The 15,269-nt window shown below is 71.3% G+C and carries 12 protein-coding genes, 1 tRNA gene and 2 pseudogenes; 11 read left to right on the forward strand and 4 right to left on the reverse strand.

Annotated elements, in window-relative coordinates; translation table 11 throughout:
• The first annotated feature begins 1 nt into the window (after position 1).
• The 11 genes and pseudogenes from topA (at position 2) to H9L22_RS17810 (ending at position 12,400) form a co-directional block, all read left to right on the forward strand.
• A pseudogene (topA, locus tag H9L22_RS17760) lies at positions 2-2,660 on the forward strand (type I DNA topoisomerase).
• 10 nt (positions 2,661-2,670) lie between these two features.
• Positions 2,671-4,050, forward strand: a complete 1,380-nt coding sequence (locus H9L22_RS17765; protein WP_187721035.1) for a hypothetical protein — start codon at positions 2,671-2,673, stop codon at positions 4,048-4,050.
• Positions 4,047-4,660 (forward strand): annotated as a pseudogene (tmk, locus tag H9L22_RS17770) (dTMP kinase). Before H9L22_RS17765 ends, tmk begins: the two are co-directional and overlap by 4 nt.
• Before the next feature lie 30 nt (positions 4,661-4,690).
• On the forward strand, positions 4,691-5,839 hold the full coding sequence (locus tag H9L22_RS17775; RefSeq protein WP_226965979.1) for a DNA polymerase III subunit delta': 1,149 nt from the start codon (positions 4,691-4,693) through the stop codon (positions 5,837-5,839).
• Between the two features lie 84 nt (positions 5,840-5,923).
• Positions 5,924-6,730 carry a hypothetical protein gene (locus H9L22_RS17780; protein WP_187721037.1) on the forward strand — a complete coding sequence of 269 codons (807 nt, stop codon included), beginning with the start codon at positions 5,924-5,926 and terminating at the stop codon, positions 6,728-6,730.
• The gene (locus H9L22_RS17785; protein ID WP_187721038.1) at positions 6,730-7,140 is read left to right on the forward strand and encodes a DoxX family protein; all 411 of its coding nucleotides are present in this window, start codon (positions 6,730-6,732) and stop codon (positions 7,138-7,140) included. Before H9L22_RS17780 ends, H9L22_RS17785 begins: the two co-directional genes overlap by 1 nt.
• Positions 7,141-7,177: 37 nt before the next feature.
• On the forward strand, positions 7,178-8,023 hold the full coding sequence (locus H9L22_RS17790) for a PSP1 domain-containing protein (RefSeq protein ID WP_187721039.1): 846 nt from the start codon (positions 7,178-7,180) through the stop codon (positions 8,021-8,023).
• Entirely contained in the window at positions 8,016-9,674 is a 1,659-nt protein-coding gene (locus H9L22_RS17795; RefSeq protein WP_187721040.1) for an alpha/beta hydrolase, read from the forward strand. The genes H9L22_RS17790 and H9L22_RS17795 overlap by 8 nt, the downstream gene beginning before the upstream one ends.
• 51 nt (positions 9,675-9,725) lie before the next feature.
• A tRNA-Thr gene (locus H9L22_RS17800) sits at positions 9,726-9,798 on the forward strand.
• A 147-nt stretch (positions 9,799-9,945) separates the two neighbouring features.
• On the forward strand, positions 9,946-11,301 hold the full coding sequence (locus tag H9L22_RS17805; protein ID WP_187721041.1) for a flavin monoamine oxidase family protein: 1,356 nt from the start codon (positions 9,946-9,948) through the stop codon (positions 11,299-11,301).
• Positions 11,302-11,320: 19 nt separating this feature from the next.
• Positions 11,321-12,400 carry a winged helix DNA-binding domain-containing protein gene (locus tag H9L22_RS17810; protein ID WP_226965980.1) on the forward strand — a complete coding sequence of 360 codons (1,080 nt, stop codon included), beginning with the start codon at positions 11,321-11,323 and terminating at the stop codon, positions 12,398-12,400.
• Between the two features lies 1 nt (position 12,401).
• Here H9L22_RS17810 and H9L22_RS17815 read toward each other — a convergent pair whose 3' ends face one another.
• From H9L22_RS17815 to H9L22_RS17830, 4 genes are all read right to left on the reverse strand, one after another.
• Positions 12,402-12,896 (reverse strand): GyrI-like domain-containing protein, encoded by a 495-nt coding sequence (locus H9L22_RS17815; RefSeq protein WP_187721042.1) that lies wholly within the window; start codon positions 12,894-12,896, stop codon positions 12,402-12,404.
• A 98-nt stretch (positions 12,897-12,994) separates the two neighbouring features.
• The gene (locus H9L22_RS17820; RefSeq protein ID WP_187721043.1) at positions 12,995-13,333 is read right to left on the reverse strand and encodes a P-II family nitrogen regulator; all 339 of its coding nucleotides are present in this window, start codon (positions 13,331-13,333) and stop codon (positions 12,995-12,997) included.
• On the reverse strand, positions 13,330-14,658 hold the full coding sequence (locus H9L22_RS17825; RefSeq protein WP_187721044.1) for an ammonium transporter: 1,329 nt from the start codon (positions 14,656-14,658) through the stop codon (positions 13,330-13,332). Before H9L22_RS17825 ends, H9L22_RS17820 begins: the two co-directional genes overlap by 4 nt.
• A gap of 111 nt (positions 14,659-14,769) precedes the next feature.
• Positions 14,770-15,261, reverse strand: a complete 492-nt coding sequence (locus H9L22_RS17830; protein ID WP_187721045.1) for a SixA phosphatase family protein — start codon at positions 15,259-15,261, stop codon at positions 14,770-14,772.
• Between the last annotated feature and the right edge of the window lie 8 nt (positions 15,262-15,269).

The following is a 15,269-nucleotide window of genomic DNA, read 5'->3' on the forward strand; positions in this document are numbered from 1 at the left end:
ACTGATGGCTTCCAAGCGCCTCGTTATCGTCGAGTCGCCGACCAAGGCAACCAAGATCGCCGGTTACCTGGGGCGCGACTATGTCGTCGAGTCAAGCCGCGGCCACGTCCGAGACCTGCCGACCAGGGCCTCCGAGGTGCCCGCCAAGTACAAGGGCATGCCGTGGGCGCGCACCGGCGTCAACGTCGACGACGAGTTCCAGCCCATCTACGTGGTCTCGCCGGACAAGAAGGCGACGATCAAGGATCTGAAGGCCAAGCTGGCGGGCGTCGACGAACTCCTGCTGGCCACGGATGGTGACCGCGAGGGCGAGGCCATCGCGTGGCATCTCCTGCAGGAGCTGAAGCCGAAGGTCCCCGTGAAGCGCATGGTGTTCCACGAGATCACCAAGTCGGCCATCGAGGAGGCCGTCCGGAACCCGCGGGAACTGGACAATGCCCTCGTCGATGCGCAGGAGACGCGTCGCATCCTCGACCGGCTCTACGGCTACGAGGTCTCTCCCGTCCTGTGGAAGAAGGTCATGCCGCGGCTGTCGGCCGGCCGCGTGCAGTCGGTGGCGACCCGCCTGGTGGTCGACCGTGAGCGTGAGCGCATCGCGTTCGTTCCCGCCTCCTACTGGGACCTCGACATCGTGCTGGACGCCGGCGCCGACGCCGACCCCCGCAACTTCCCGGCCCGGTTGTCCACCCTGGGCGGCGTCCGTGTCGCCGCGGGGCGCGACTTCGACGCCAGCGGCGCACTGACCGTCGGCGACGTCCAGATCCTCGACGAGGCGCGGGCCACCTGGCTCGCGGGACTGCTGCCGCAGGCCGCCATCACCGTCTCCGCCGTCGAGTCCCGGCCCTACACCCGCAAGCCCTACGAGCCGTTCCGCACCACGACGATGCAGCAGGAGGCCGGCCGCAAGCTCGGCTTCACCGCACAGCGCGCGATGTCGGTGGCGCAGGAGCTGTACGAGAAGGGCTTCATCACCTACATGCGAACCGACTCGGTCTCGCTGTCCGGGCAGGCCATCAACGCCGCCCGCGCCCAGGTGAAGGAGCTGTTCGGGGAGCGGTTCCTGCCGGCCCAGCCCCGCGTCTACGCCTCGAAGGTCAAGAGCGCGCAGGAGGCCCACGAGGCGATCCGCCCCGCCGGCGACACCTTCCAGCATCCCGACCAGACCGGGCTGAGCGGCGACGCGTTCCGCCTCTACCAGCTGATCTGGCGCCGCACCCTGGCCTCGCAGATGGCCGACGCCCGCGGCGAGTCCGTCACCATCCGCATCGCGGCCAAGCTGCCCGCCGGCGCCCTGAACGACGGCGACCCGGCCGACGCGGGCCTGCTGGCCTCCGGCCGCACCATCGTGTTCCCCGGCTTCCTCGCCGCCTACGTGCAGGGCAACGACGACGGTTCCGCGACCGATGACACGCAGACGCGGCTGCCGATCCTCACCAAGGGCAACGAACTGGCCGTCGCGAAGGCCGAGCCCGCCGGGCACGAGACCCGACCGCCGGCCCGCTACACCGAGCCGTCGCTCGTGGCCAAGCTCGAAGAGCTCGAGATCGGCCGCCCGTCCACCTATGCGTCGATCATCCGCACCATCACCGCGCGGGACTACGTGTTCAAGAAGGGCTCGGCGCTGGTGCCGACGTGGCTGGCGTTCGCCGTCACCCGGCTGCTCGAGGAACACTTCGGCGACCTGGTCGACTACGCCTTCACCGCGCAGCTCGAGGACCAGCTGGACGAGATCGCCTCCGGTCGCGCCCAGCGGCTCCAGGTGCTGTCCGACTTCTACCGGGGCCCGAGGGCGTCTCCCATCAGGGACTCCAGGCGCTCGTCTCGGAGCTGGGTGACATCGACGCCCGCGTCCTGTCGACCTTCCCGCTCGGCGACTCCGGGATCGACGTGCGGGTCGGCCGCTACGGCACCTATGTCGAGGCAGCCGACGGCCGCCGCGCCAACGTCCCCGAGACCACCGCACCCGACGAACTGACCGTGGAGCTTGCCGAGGAACTGCTCAGCGCGCCGCAGGGCGAGGAGCGGGAACTGGGCGTCGACAAGGAGTCCGGCCACCTGATCGTCGCGAAGAACGGCCGCTACGGCCCCTACGTGACCGAGGTGCTCCCCGAGGACGCGCCGAAGTCGGCCAAGCCGCGCACGGGCTCGCTGTTCAAGTCCATGTCCATCGAGGACATCGACCTGCCCATCGCGCTGCAGCTGATGAGCCTTCCCCGCGTCGTCGGCGCCGACGCGGACGGCGTCGAGATCACTGCGCAGAACGGCCGCTACGGGCCGTACCTCAAGCGCGGCACCGATTCCCGGTCGCTGACGAGCGAGGAGCAGATCTTCGACATCACGCTCGAGGAGGCGCTTGCCATCTATGCGCAGCCGAAGGCGAGGGACGGGCAGCAGCGGCTCCGCCGTTGAAGGAGTTCGGGGCGGATCCCGCCTCGGGCAAGCCTGTCGTGCTGAAGTCGGGGCGGTTCGGGCCCTATGTCACCGACGGTGAGACGAACGCGACGCTGCGTCGCGACGACTCGCCGGAGGAGATCTCGCCCGAGCGTGCGTTCGAACTGCTGGCCGAGAAGCGTGCCAAGGGCCCCGCGCCGAAGAAGACGACCGCCCGGAAGGCGCCGGCCAAGAAGCCCGCCGCCCGGAAGACCACGAAGTCCTCCTAGGCGCGCGGGCATGTCGCGGAAGGTCGACCCGCTCGAGGCGATCCGCCTTGACGTGCCGTTCGCGGCCGAGCCACCGACGCTGGTCGACGACAGCGTCGGGCTGTCGCGCATCATCCGCCGGGCGTCCGGCAGCTACCGGATGGACGTGACGCTGCTCGACGCCAGCGACGGCCGGCTCCTGCGTGACGGCATCGTCGTCGCGCACCGCGTCATCGACGGGCTGGGGGAGTGGTACCTGTCGGCACCGGGCTGGCAGCCCGATCTTCCCGCCGAGCAGGTCGAGCCTGTCGGCGCCAACGGGGACCTGCCGGAGTCCTTCGCCCGCCTGCTGCAGCCGTTCCGCAGGGGCGTCCCGTTCGGCCCGATCGCGGCCCTTGGCTGCGAACGCGGCGAGTGGGCGCTGCGCGCCGACAACGGGGCGATCGTGGCGGACGTCCGGGACGAGAAGGTGACGGTGCGCCGCAGCGGGATCACCACCGCCCGCTACCGCGAGATCACCATCCGCCCGACGCAGTACTGTTCCCCGGCCCATCTGCAGTTCCTGCTGACGGTCGGCCTGTCCGTCAACGCCACCCCCGTCGACGAGTTCCCGACCGTGCAACAGCGGCTCGGCGCCCCGGCCACCGGGCTGGGCAACTTCCCGACGCCGTCCGAGCCGGGCCGTCGCGCGAGCCTCGAGGAGTTCGTCTCGGCCGTGTTCGCCCGCCACCTCGACGGCCTCGTGCGGGCCGACCTGCACCGGCGCGCCACGGGATCCGACGACCTTGCAGAGATCAACGGACGGCTCGGTGTCCTGGGCCGCGACCTCCGCGGCCTGGCGACGGTGCTGGAGCCGTCGTGGCGGGAAGCAACGGAGGAACTCCTCGCAGGCGTTCCCTATGCCACGGCCGCCGAGGTGGAGGCGCCGACGGCTGCCGTCATCGACAGGCTCGTCGGCGCCGCGAGGGCCCCACGGCTGGGTGATGTCGCCGCCGATCCTGCCGCGGAGCAGCTGCTGGCGCGGGCGGTGCGGGCCGCGTCCATCCTGGGTGAGCGGTGCGGCGCGCTGCGCCCCGGGCATCCGGACGACGCGTGGCTGGCTGCGTTGTCCACGGCCGAGCAGCTCGGCATGATCGCCCACGTCGCCGCCCCGCTGCTGCCGAAGAAGGCACGCAGGCACGTCGCCGAGCTGACCGAGCTCGTCGCGGACCTGCGCGGATGCTCCGAGATCCCCGGCCGACCGGACCTGACCGGCGTCGATCCGGAGGAGGCCTACCTGCTCGGTGTGGAGGCCGAGCGGGCCCGACGCCGGGTGCTGCACAGGCGCCGGGCGTTCCTGAAGGCCTGGCCCGGGCGGGTGGCGGCTCAGGGGAACCTGTTGGAGAAGTTGAAGGGAAAGTCGCGCGGATGACCGGGCTGTTCGTGGTGTTCGAGGGCGGGGACTCCGTCGGCAAGACGACGCAGGTGCGGCTGCTGGCCGCGTACCTCACAGAGAGGGGCATCGACCACGTCGTGACACGCCAGCCCGGGGGCACGGCCATCGGCGCCCAGCTCAGGGGCTCGTGCTCGACCCGTCCCACGGGGAGGTCGACCCGCGGGCCGAGGCGCTCATGTACGCCGCGGACAAGGCCCAGCACGCCACGGAGCTGATCCGGCCCGCGCTGGAGCGCGGAGCCGTCGTCGTCTGCGACCGCTACGTCGATTCGATGATCGCCTACCAGGGCGCGGGGCGGGCCCTCGACATGGCCGACATCTCCCGCATCGCCTGGTGGGCCGTCGGGGGCCTGCGGCCCGACCTGACCGTCATCCTCGACGCCGACCCGAGCGACGCGGTCGCCACCATCGCCGTCAAGGACCGGCTGGAGAGCGCGGGCCTCGACCTGCACCGCCGCGCCCGCGCGCACTTCCTCGAGGTGGCCGCGGCCGACCCCGGGCACTACCTCGTGCTGCCCGCACGATCCGACCGGCACGAACTCGCCGCCACCATCGCCGGACACGTCGCCGACGCGCTGGCGCGTTGAGCGTCGGCGGTCGATGGCAGGATGACGTCCATGGGTGATGTGTTCTCGGAGCTGATCGGGCAGGAACGCGCGGTCGAGGTGCTCCGCCGCGCGGTGGCGGGGAACCGTCACGCGATGACCCACGCCTGGCTGTTCGTCGGGCCACCCGGATCCGGCCGATCCAACGCCGCCAAGGCGTTCGCGGCCGCGCTGCAGTGCCGCGCCGGCGGCTGTGGCACCTGCGAGGCCTGCCGCACGACGCTCAGCGGCGCCCACCCGGACGTGACGCTGCTCCGCACCGAGCAGCTGTCGATCGGCGTTGCCGAGGTCCGCGAGCTGGTGGGCCGGGCCAATGTGGGCCCTGTCCTCGGCGGCTTCCAGATCGTGGTGGTCGAGGACGCCGATCGGATCACCGAGCGGGGTGCCGACGCGCTGCTGAAGGGGCTCGAGGAACCATCGCCGCGGACCGTGTGGCTGCTGTGTGCGCCGAGCGCAGACGACGTCATCGTCACGATCCGCTCCCGCTGCCGGCAGCTGAAGCTGGTCACACCGTCCGACGAGGCCGTCACGCAGCTGCTGATCGACCGGGACGGCGTGTCCCCGGCGCTGGCCGCCTACGCGGCCCGGGCGTCGCAGGGGCACGTCGGCCGGGCCCGCATGCTCGGCCGCTCCGAGGAGGCCCGGATCCGGCGACGCGAGATCCTCGCCCTTCCCGGCCGCCTCACGTCGCTCACCGCCTGCCTCGACGCGGCGGACAACCTCGTCAAGGCCTCCGCGGAGGAGGCGGCGCAGACGACGACCGAGCTGGACGCCAAGGAACTCGCCGCGCTCCAGGAGGCCCTGGGGGTCGGCGGACGCGGAGCCAAGCCGCGCAACGCACAGGCCGCCATCCGTGACCTCGAGGACCAGCAGAAGCTGCGGAACAAGCGGATCCAGCGTGACGCCCTCGACCGGGTGCTGACGGAGTTCGCCACCTACTACCGCGACGTGCTCGCCGTCCAGACCGCGCCGGGTGTGCCCCTGGTCAACGCGGACCTGGCCGACGAGATCGAACCGCTCGCACGACGGTCGACGCCCGAGGCCACCGTCCGGGCTCTCGACGCGATCCTGACGGCCCGCACTGCCCTGGAGGGCAACGTCGCGCCGCTCCTCGCGCTCGAGGCGCTGCTGGTGTCGCTGTCCCAGGCGGCGCGTACCTGAGGGGGAAGGGCGTGTCAGTCCTTGCCGGGACCCCACACGGTGACAAGATGACTACTCAAGACCGCCCAGCCGAGGGAGTGCGACATGTCCAACAACGAGTGGGTCCAGGAGGGCACCCCCCGCGACGCGTCCTGGTCGCAGGAACCCGACGAGTACGGGACGCCGGTCTCACCCACCGAGTGGGACGACTACTCGACCGAGCAGGCCGTTCCCGTGCCGAGGCCGCGCATCCCCGAGCCCGTCGAGCCCGAGCCCGTCGTCGAGGAGGCCCCCGCGCCGATCGCCGACGAGGCACGTGAGCCCGCAGCGGACCAGGAGGCGCCGGAGCAGGTCTCCGACGTCGCAGAGGACTCCGACCCGGCGGACCTCGTCTCCAGCGACGAGCCGGTCTTCTTCGAGGACTCGACGCCGGCGGCACCCCAGGACGGGGAAGCCGCCGCCGAGGCCGCAGAAGTGTCGGTCCCCGACGAGTCCGAGGAGCCCGACACCGTGGCGCAGGAGGCCGGGGACCCGGAGGCCGAGAGCTTCGAGCCCGAGCCCGAGGAGGAGCAGACCCGCGTCCGCCCGCTCGTCGTACCTGACCCTGTGATCGCCGGAGCAGGCGTGGCCGCCGGGGCCGCACTCACCGGTGTCGGTCCCGTGGACGGCCCCGGCATCGCCGGCCTCTACCGCACCGACGGCGATGAGACCCAGGTCATCGAGGCGCCGGGTCGCCTGACGTTGGAGGAGGAAGCCGCGGAGGAGGCACGCCTGGCCGAGCAGTTGCGGGCCGAGAAGGAGGCGCGGGATCAGCGCCTCGGCCTCGTCGCGACCTCGCCCGCCAACGCGGTCCGTGACAGCGTGCCCGCCCCCGCCGCGGCGTCGGCGCCTTCGGCAGCGTCGGACTCCTGATGCTGCGGCTGGTCGTGGCGGCGCTGCTCGGCATCGTCGCGTACCAGGTGCTGACACAGATCGACGCCAGCGCTGCCTACCTGGCCCAGCAGACCCTCATCCCCGAGCCGCGGCTCGTCGCCTGGATCGTCGGCTTCACTCTCGCGGGCATGGCCATCTTCCTGATCATGGGGCTGGCGGTCCGCGTCGTCGGCCTGCTGATGGCCGTCATCGGCATCGCCGGGCTGGCGCTGCTGCGCTGGGGTGCCTTCAGCCCGTTCGTGGCGGGGCAGACGGGATTCGTGGGCGATCGCGACCTCCTGCTGGTCGTCATCGGCATCCTGTTCTTCTGCATCGGTGGCGGCAAGGCCGGCATCGACGGGGCACTTTCGGCGGCACGGGCGGAGTCGCGGGAGGCCAAGCGCTCCTGACCACGGGCAGCCTGAGGGGCACCGTTAGGCTGGTCCCATGTCACGGGTGATGGCCGTCACCTTCGAGGAGCACGGCCAGCTGCACTACCTTGACCCCGGCGATCGCGCCTACGCCGTCGGGGACTGGGTGCTGTACCCGACCCCTGACGGCGACGTGGTCGCCCGGTGCGTGTGGGCACCGACGGAGGCCGCCGCCTACGAAGGCCTCCCGACCTGCCCGGGGCCGGCCACCCCCGCCGATCTGGCTGTCGACACCGCGAACCGCGAACGTCGCGAACACGCCGCCGCCTTCGCCCGCGCCGAGGTGGAGCGGCTGGGGCTGGACATGAAGGTCGTCGGCATCGACTTCGTGGAGAAGGTCGCCGGGGTCGACCGGCTCTTCGCCGTCTACTTCACCGCGCCCCAGCGCGTCGACTTCCGGCAGCTGCTGCGCGAACTCGCCCGCGGCCTGGGGGCGCGCATCGACCTGCGTCAGGTCGGCAGCCGCGACGCTGCCCGCCTCATCGGAGGGATCGGCTCGTGTGGCCGCGAACTGTGCTGCACCACCTTCCTCGACGCCTTCGAGCCCGTCTCGCTGCGTCTCGCCAAGGTGCAGGGCCTGGCCCCGAACCCGCTCCGGATCGCCGGAGCCTGCGGCCGCCTCATGTGCTGCCTCGCCTACGAACACCCGCTCTACGTCGACTTCCTCCGGCGGGCACCGGCCCTCGGGGAGCGCGTCGAGGTCGATGGGCGGCACGGGGTGGTCACCGCCCACGTCGTCCCCGCCGAGGCCGTCGACGTGAGGATGGGGCCGGGCGAGACCTTGCGTTGCCCGCTGGAGTCGGTATGTTCGATGCGGAGCGCCGCACCGGCGCCGGTGGGCGGAGGGGCCGCGGATGAGTAGATGGACACATGTGACGCAGGGCGTTCTGGCCATGATCGCCATCGCGCTCGTGTCCACGCTGTTCCTGGGAGGAATGGTCGGCGGCGGGAAGGCACCCGATCAACCCGCCTCATCCAGCAGCCCCGGCCCGGTAGAACCGACGGCGCCCGCCGAGGGCGAGCGGATGCCCGGTACCCCGGAGCAGCCCCTCGACAGCTACGCGACGTTCCCGGCCCCCGAGAACCGCAATGCCGACCGGCAGGTCGCCTACGAGTCGACGGCGACGCCGCGGGTCGAGTTCCTCGACTCCCTGGGTGACCAGGCCGCCTACGCCACCCAGAAGTTCGAGTGGAAGCTCTGCGACGACGACTCCGGCGACCAGTGCGCCACGGTGCTCGCCCCGCTGGACTGGGACGAGCCCCAGGGTCCGGCCATCGAGCTTGCGATCCGGCGCGTCGTCGACGGCGACTCGTCGCGCGGCCCCCTCTTCCTCAACCCGGGCGGCCCCGGCTTCGGCGGGCAGTCCATGGCCACAGGGCTCGCCGGCCGGTTCGACAACTTCGACCTGATCGGCTGGGACCCCCGCGGCACGGGCGAGTCCACGCACGTCGTGTGCGGGTCGCTGACCGAGACGGACGCCCTCTTCGACCTCGACACCAGCCCCGACGACGCCGCCGAGGACAAGGCTCTGCAGGACGGGTCCGCCGCCTTCGCCCGGCAGTGCCGCGACAACTCGGGTGACCTGCTCGACCACATCACCACGATCGACGTGGTCCGCGACCTTGACCTGCTGCGCCACCTCGTCGGCGCGGAGAAGCTCAACTACGTCGGTGTCTCCTATGGGACGTTCGTCGGCGCCACTTACGCGCACCTGTTCCCCCACTCCGTCGGACGCATGATCCTCGACGCCGCCGTCGAGATCACCGACTCCGAGCCGATCCCGCAGACGGCGGGCTTCGAGCTGGCGCTCGACAACTTCATCGACTGGTGCGCAGGGTCCGACCTCTGCAGCCTTGGCGACGACGCCGCCGCGATCAAGGCGCAGCTGACCGACTTCCTCACCCGACTCGACGCCGATCCCGTCGACGTCAACGGTCGGCAACTGACGCAGTCGCACGCGGCCACCGGCATCGCGCTGTTCCTCTACGAGGACGACGAGGCGTACCGGACGCTGGCCGACGTCATCGGCCGCGCACTCACCGGCGACGCGGCCGACCTGCTGCTCGCCGCCGACATCCTCAACGGCCGCAGCGGCAACGCCTACGACACGGTCGCCTACGCCTTCCCCGCCATGGCCTGCGTGGACGGCGTCGACGAGGGTGCCGCGCCGGTGCTCGCCGAGTGGAAGGACACGTTCGACGACGCGCCCTTCATGGCCCCCCAGATGGGCACGAGTTACACCTGTCAGCTCTGGACGGCCGACTCGGCTCCCCAGCTCAAGCTGACCGCCGACGGTGCGCCGACGATCCTGGTGGTGGGCACCACCGGCGACTCGGCCACACCCTACGAGCAGGCCGTCTCGATGGCCGGGCAGTTGGCGTCCGGAACGCTGCTCACCCTGGAGAGCGCGGGGCACGGCGCCGTCACGGGGGACAACGCCTGCATCGCGAAGGCGGTCAACCGGTTCCTGTACGAGGGGGAGGCCCCCGAGGACGGAACGCGCTGCAGCTGACCGGGTCCATTGGTCAAACGCCGCAGGCTTTCGGTATAGTTCCGTCCTGCTGCCGCCCTAGCTCAGTTGGTAGAGCGACGCTCTCGTAAAGCGTAGGTCACGGGTTCGAGTCCCGTGGGCGGCTCGGTAGTGGGGCGGACCCTTTCGGTTCGCCCCATTGTCTTGCCCGGTGGCCGCCCAGGCCGCTAACGAGGGGTCACCGAATCGCTGACCGCCGCGGCTTGTAGGCTGGCACATGCCCCGCCGGGGGGCGACGATCTGAGGAGGACACGTGGTGGACTGCGCCATCCTGGGCGCCGGCCTTGCCGGTCTGGTGGCCGCACAGTACCTCGCCGAGCGGGGGCTGGAGGTGGTCGTCCTCGAGGCCCGGCAGCGGGTCGGTGGACGCGTCGAGAACCGGGTTCTCGACGACGGAAGCTACGTGGAGCTCGGAGGCCAATGGATCGGCCCCGGCTTCGATGCGCTGCAGGAGATCATCGACGACCTCGATCTCGACACGATCGGTCTGCCTGCGAAGGGCAGCCTCGTCGTCCGGCTCCGCGGGCAGTCGCTGCACGTCCCCAGCGAAGACGAGGACGCCCCCGAACTGACCCCCTTCGAGGTCGCGGACCTCGGCCAGGGCCTCCTGCGTCTGCGCAGGCTCGCCGACCGGCTCCGCGACGACGCGGCCTGGCGCCAGGCCAACGCGGCCTGGCTCGGCCAGGATCTCCGCCGTTGGGTCATCACGAACCTGCGGACCATGGGCGCGCAGCGCCGCTTCGCTGAGGTGTACGCGGCCGCCTTCGGCCCGATGCCGAAGGGCGCCACGCTGCTCGAGGGTCTGCACCAGGTCAACTCCGGCCCCGACCTGGAGACCATGCTCGCCAGCAACGGTGGCCTCAACCAGAAGCGCGTCGACGGCGGCATGGCCAGGGTCGTCGAGGCCCTCGCAGCCCGGCTCGGCGACGACGTCGTGCGCCTGGGCGCGGAGGTCGTCAAGATCAGCCACGGGGACCGGTCCGCCACGATCCACCTCGCAGACGGCGAGACCATCGAGGCGAAGCAGGTCATCTCGACCCTGCCCCCGCGGCTGGCCGTCGCGCTCGAGCACGAGCCCGCGCTCCCCGAGTGGCGTGCGGAGGTGGCCGAGAAGGTCGCCCCGGGCAACGTCATCAAGGCCTTCCTGATCTACGACCGGCCGTTCTGGCGCGACCACGGCTTCTCCGGCCAGTCCAGCGCCGACGAGGGGGCGGTCCGGGTCACGTTCGACACCACGGCCGAGACCTCGTCGCGCGGTCACCTCATGGGCTTCTTCGAGGGGGCCGACGCCGACTCGCTGTCGCGGCGCACGGAGACACTGCGCGAGCGTGCCTTCGTCGACTCCGTCGTCCGCACGTTCGGCGAGGACGCGGCCCAGCCGCTGGCCTACGTCGAGCGGGACTGGGCGCGGGAGAAGTTCACCGGCGGCTGCCACGGCGCCCACTTCTCCCCGGGGGTGTGGACCACGAACGGTCCGCTGCTCGCGCAGGCGGAGGGCGTCCTGCACTGGGCGGGCGCCGAGTACTCGACCCGTTTCAACGGCTACCTGGAGGGTGCCGTGCGTTCGGGCCGCGAGGTCGCGGCCGCGGTCGCCCGCGAGCTGGCCTGATCGGTCCTAGGCTGAGGGCGTGGCTACGCCTGCCCTGACCTCGGCCCGACTCGTCGCGCAACGGCTCGTCGGGTCCCCCTTCCCCGACCCGACGTCCGCCGTCTCCGCGTTCGGCGCGATGCAGGGGCAGGACCTGCCTGGCGTCGTCGCGTCGGCCGCTCTGCGGTCCTCGGGGGCGGTCGCGGACGTGCTGACGGCGCTGGACGACGGCCGCCTCGTGCGCGGCTACCCCATGCGCGGCACCGTCTTCCTGATGGACGCCGCCGACGTCGTGTGGGCGACGCAGCTGTGTGCGGAGCCGAGCCTCAGGGCCGCGGCCAACCGGAGGCACCAGCTCGGGCTGGACGCGCAGCAGATTGAGCGGGCCGGCGGCATCGCCGAGGAGGCGCTCGACTCCGGGCCTATGTCGCGGGCCGATCTCTTCGCCGTGTGGGAGGCCGCCGGGCTCGCGCCGGCGGGCGGCCGCGGCTACCACATGCTGTTCACGCTCATCGCCGCCACCCGACTCGTCTACGGGCCCTGGAACGGGGCCGACCAGGACGTCGCGCTCGTGCGGCAGTGGCTGCCGGGGGCGGCGGGGCTGGCCGAGAGGTTCGACGGCGACCGGACGGCCGCCGTCGCCGAGTGGCTGCTGCGCTACCTGACCTCGCACGGCCCGGCCACCGTCAGGGACTTCGCGTGGTGGACCAAGCTGACGCTCGGCGAGATCCGCCGTGCGCTGCCTCTCATCGTCGACCGTCTCGAGACCGACGGCGCCGCCGAATCCAGCTACTGGCGTCCCGGCTTGCACGACGAGGTCCGTGCCGTCGGCAGGACGGCGGCCCAGCCGCTGCTCCTGCCCGGATTCGACGAGTACGTCCTCGGCTACGCCGACCGGTTGTTCGCCATGGCCGACGACCATCACCGGCGCCTGGTGCCCGGCAACAACGGGGTGTTCAAACGGTCGGTGGTCATCGGCGGCCGCGTCGTCGGCACCTGGACACGGGCCGGGCGGCCGGGCAGACGGACCCTCGAGATCGATGGCTTCGTGCCGATCTCCGAGGCGGCACGCCGCCGCCTGGAGGCGCGCTACGGCGAGTTCCCGTTCGCCGCGGACTGACTCAGGACACCGGCACGTACAGGTCGGTGCGGAGCGTGGCCGGATCGGTGGTGGGGGAGGGCTCCGTGACGTACACCTCGCCCATCCTGTCGCCGGGCCGCAGCCCCTGCGCGGAGACGAAGGCCATGAGGGTCTCCCAGGCTCCCGGAAGGCTGTCGTACGGCCCGACGTGCGTCGAGACGGCCAGCCTGCCGCCGGGCAGCGTCGAGGGCCGCACGCCGTCCGTCTCGTCAAAGACCCGCTCGACGGGGAAGCCGATCTCGATCGAGAACGTCCCGGCAGGGTCCCCCTCGTAGACGGCGAGGGCCGGGCCGGTCAATCGGACGCCCAGGGCCACGGTGACCGCGACGACGCGCTGGTACCCGGCGTCGAAGAGCGATGGCAGGTCGGCCAGCGTCACGTCGTCGTGGCGGACGACGGCTGTCGTCGTCACAGGGACGTCCTCCAGGACGGTCGGATCCGCCCAGCCGGTGGGATGGTTCACAAAGGTGCTCAACTCGATACCTCCTGGTTCCTGCACTGATCCTGCACGCCGAGCATGACACAGGGGCGCCGGGTGGGGAACCCCCTCACCCGACGCCCCAGGCCGATCGGTCAGATCGCAGCCGCGCCCTTTTCGCCGGTGCGGATCCGCACCACCTCGTCGATGGGTGTGGACCAGACCTTGCCGTCGCCAACCGCTCCGGTCCGCGCGGCCTCGGTGATCACGTCGATCACGGCCTCGACCTCCTCATCCTCGACGAGGACCTCGATCTTCGCCTTGCTGATGAAGTCAATCGTGTATTCCGCTCCCCGGTAGACCTCCTTGTGGCCCCGCTGCCTGGCGTAACCGGAGCATTCGGTGACGGTCATGCCTGCGATGCCGTGGTGGGCAAGCGCGATCTGCACCTGGGTCATCATGGTGGGCTGGACGATTGCTGTGACGAGTCTCATGCGTCGACATCCTCTCGGGCGGGAACGATCAGCGTCTGGCGGACGCCGTAGGTGGTGTAGCCGACCGCGCTCAGGTCGTAGCCGGTCTCTGCGTGCTCGGCGGTGTCGATGCCCTGCGTCTCGACGGCGTCGGCGACCCGCAGGCCCAGCGTCTTGTCGAGGACCTTGGCGATCACGAAGGTGACCACGAAGGAGTAGGCCAGCACGGCGAAGGCGCCGACGGCCTGGCGCCACAGCTGATCGATGCCGCCGCCGTAGAAGAGGCCCGCGACGCCGGCCGGCGAGGCAGGATCTGCGACGAGGCCGATCAGGAGGGTGCCGACCAGTCCGCCGACGAGGTGGACGCCGACGACGTCGAGCGAGTCGTCGTAGCCGAGCCGGGTCTTCAGGCCGATGGCGAAGGCGCAGAGCACGCCGGCGGCGACGCCGACGATCAGCGCGCCGAGGGGGCTGACGGAGGCGGCGGCCGGGGTGATGCCGACGAGGCCTGCGACGATGCCGGATGCGGCGCCGAGGCTGGTGGCGTGCCCGTCACGGAGGCGCTCCACGACCAGCCAGCCGAGCATGGCGGCGGCCGCGCCGGCCAGCGTGTTGATCCAGGCGACACCGGCGGTGGCGTTGGCGCCGAGCGCAGAGCCCGCGTTGAAGCCGAACCAGCCGAACCACAGGAGGGCCGCGCCGAGCATGACGAGGGTCAGGTTGTGGGGTCGCATCGGGACCTTGCCGAAGCCCAGCCGTGGGCCGATCACGATGCACAGGGCGAGCGCCGCGGCGCCCGCGTTGATGTGGATGGCGGTGCCGCCTGCGAAATCGAGGGCCTGGACGGTGTTGGCGATGAAGCCGCCCTTCTCGGCGGTGCCGCCGTCGAAGGAGAACACCCAGTGCGCGGCCGGGAAGTAGACGAGCAGCGCCCAGACTGCGGAGAAGACCATCCAGGCGGAGAACTTCATCCGGTCGGCCACGGCGCCCGAGATGAGCGCGACGGCGATGATGGCGAAGGCCGCCTGGAAGCCGGCGAAGACGAGGGCGGGAACCGTGAAGGTCGCCAGCTCCGGGTCCATCATCCCCTTCAGGAAGGCGAACTGGAGCGGGTTGCCGACGACTCCGCCGATCGACTCGCCGAAGGCCATGGAGTAGCCGACGACGACCCATAGGACGCCGACGATGCCCATCGTGGTGACCGACATCATCACCATGTTGAGGACGCTCTTGGCGCGGACCATGCCACCGTAGAAGAACGCGAGACCGGGGGTCATGAGGAGGACCAGGGCGGCGCTGGCCAGAACCCAGGCGGTGTCGCCCGTATCGATTTCAAGGATTTCCATGACCCGAATCCTGCTGGGTCCAGATGTCGGCCGACTCACCGATCCGGTAACGGTGGCGCAACGATGATCGGGCCGGAGGTAACGGCTGCGCTGCGCCGGATTTCCGGCGTGTTACCGAGGGCGGATGACGCCCGCCCCCACGATGCGCTCGACGTCGCCGTCCGCGAGGGCGCGCCACGTCCCGTCGAACGTGAAGGAGGCGTACGCAGATGTCGGATACCAGGCGGCGGCGTCGTCGGCGCCGTCGGGATCGGACGCGAAGGTCAGGTCGGCCACGAGCGAGGGGATGGTGGGGGCATGGCCGACGACGAGCAGGCCCGTGACGTCGTCGGACACCTCGCCGATCCGCCGCAGCAGCGTGGAGGTGCCGCCGCTGTACAGGTCGTCCAGATACTCGGCCGGGATCCCGAGGCCGAGCGCGGTGAACGTCTCGCGCGTTCGCGTCGCCGTCGACACCAGCGCCAGCCCGAGGCCCAGGCCCCGCAGCGCCACCCCGGCGGCCTGCGAGTCGCTCACCCCGCGGGGAGCGAGCCGGCGTGCGTGGTCTCCGTGCACGTTGTAGGGCTCGGTCTTGGCGTGGCGCATGAGCACGAGTCGTCGCATGGCGGCAG

This window comes from Tessaracoccus defluvii, from assembly GCF_014489575.1.
GTDB classification, from domain to species: Bacteria; Actinomycetota; Actinomycetes; order Propionibacteriales; family Propionibacteriaceae; genus Arachnia; species Arachnia defluvii.

What these genes read in the sequence shown, in the direction of transcription:
- H9L22_RS17765 (WP_187721035.1), top strand. Translation starts at nt 2,671, where the DNA reads ATGTCGCGGAAGGTCGACCCGCTCGAGGCGATCCGCCTTGACGTGCCG.
- H9L22_RS17775 (WP_226965979.1), top strand. Translation starts at nt 4,691, where the DNA reads ATGGGTGATGTGTTCTCGGAGCTGATCGGGCAGGAACGCGCGGTCGAG.
- H9L22_RS17780 (WP_187721037.1), top strand. Translation starts at nt 5,924, where the DNA reads ATGTCCAACAACGAGTGGGTCCAGGAGGGCACCCCCCGCGACGCGTCC.
- H9L22_RS17785 (WP_187721038.1), top strand. Translation starts at nt 6,730, where the DNA reads ATGCTGCGGCTGGTCGTGGCGGCGCTGCTCGGCATCGTCGCGTACCAG.
- H9L22_RS17790 (WP_187721039.1), top strand. Translation starts at nt 7,178, where the DNA reads ATGTCACGGGTGATGGCCGTCACCTTCGAGGAGCACGGCCAGCTGCAC.
- H9L22_RS17795 (WP_187721040.1), top strand. Translation starts at nt 8,016, where the DNA reads ATGAGTAGATGGACACATGTGACGCAGGGCGTTCTGGCCATGATCGCC.
- H9L22_RS17820 (WP_187721043.1), bottom strand. Translation starts at nt 13,333, where the DNA reads ATGAGACTCGTCACAGCAATCGTCCAGCCCACCATGATGACCCAGGTG.
- H9L22_RS17825 (WP_187721044.1), bottom strand. Translation starts at nt 14,658, where the DNA reads ATGGAAATCCTTGAAATCGATACGGGCGACACCGCCTGGGTTCTGGCC.
- H9L22_RS17830 (WP_187721045.1), bottom strand. Translation starts at nt 15,261, where the DNA reads ATGCGACGACTCGTGCTCATGCGCCACGCCAAGACCGAGCCCTACAAC.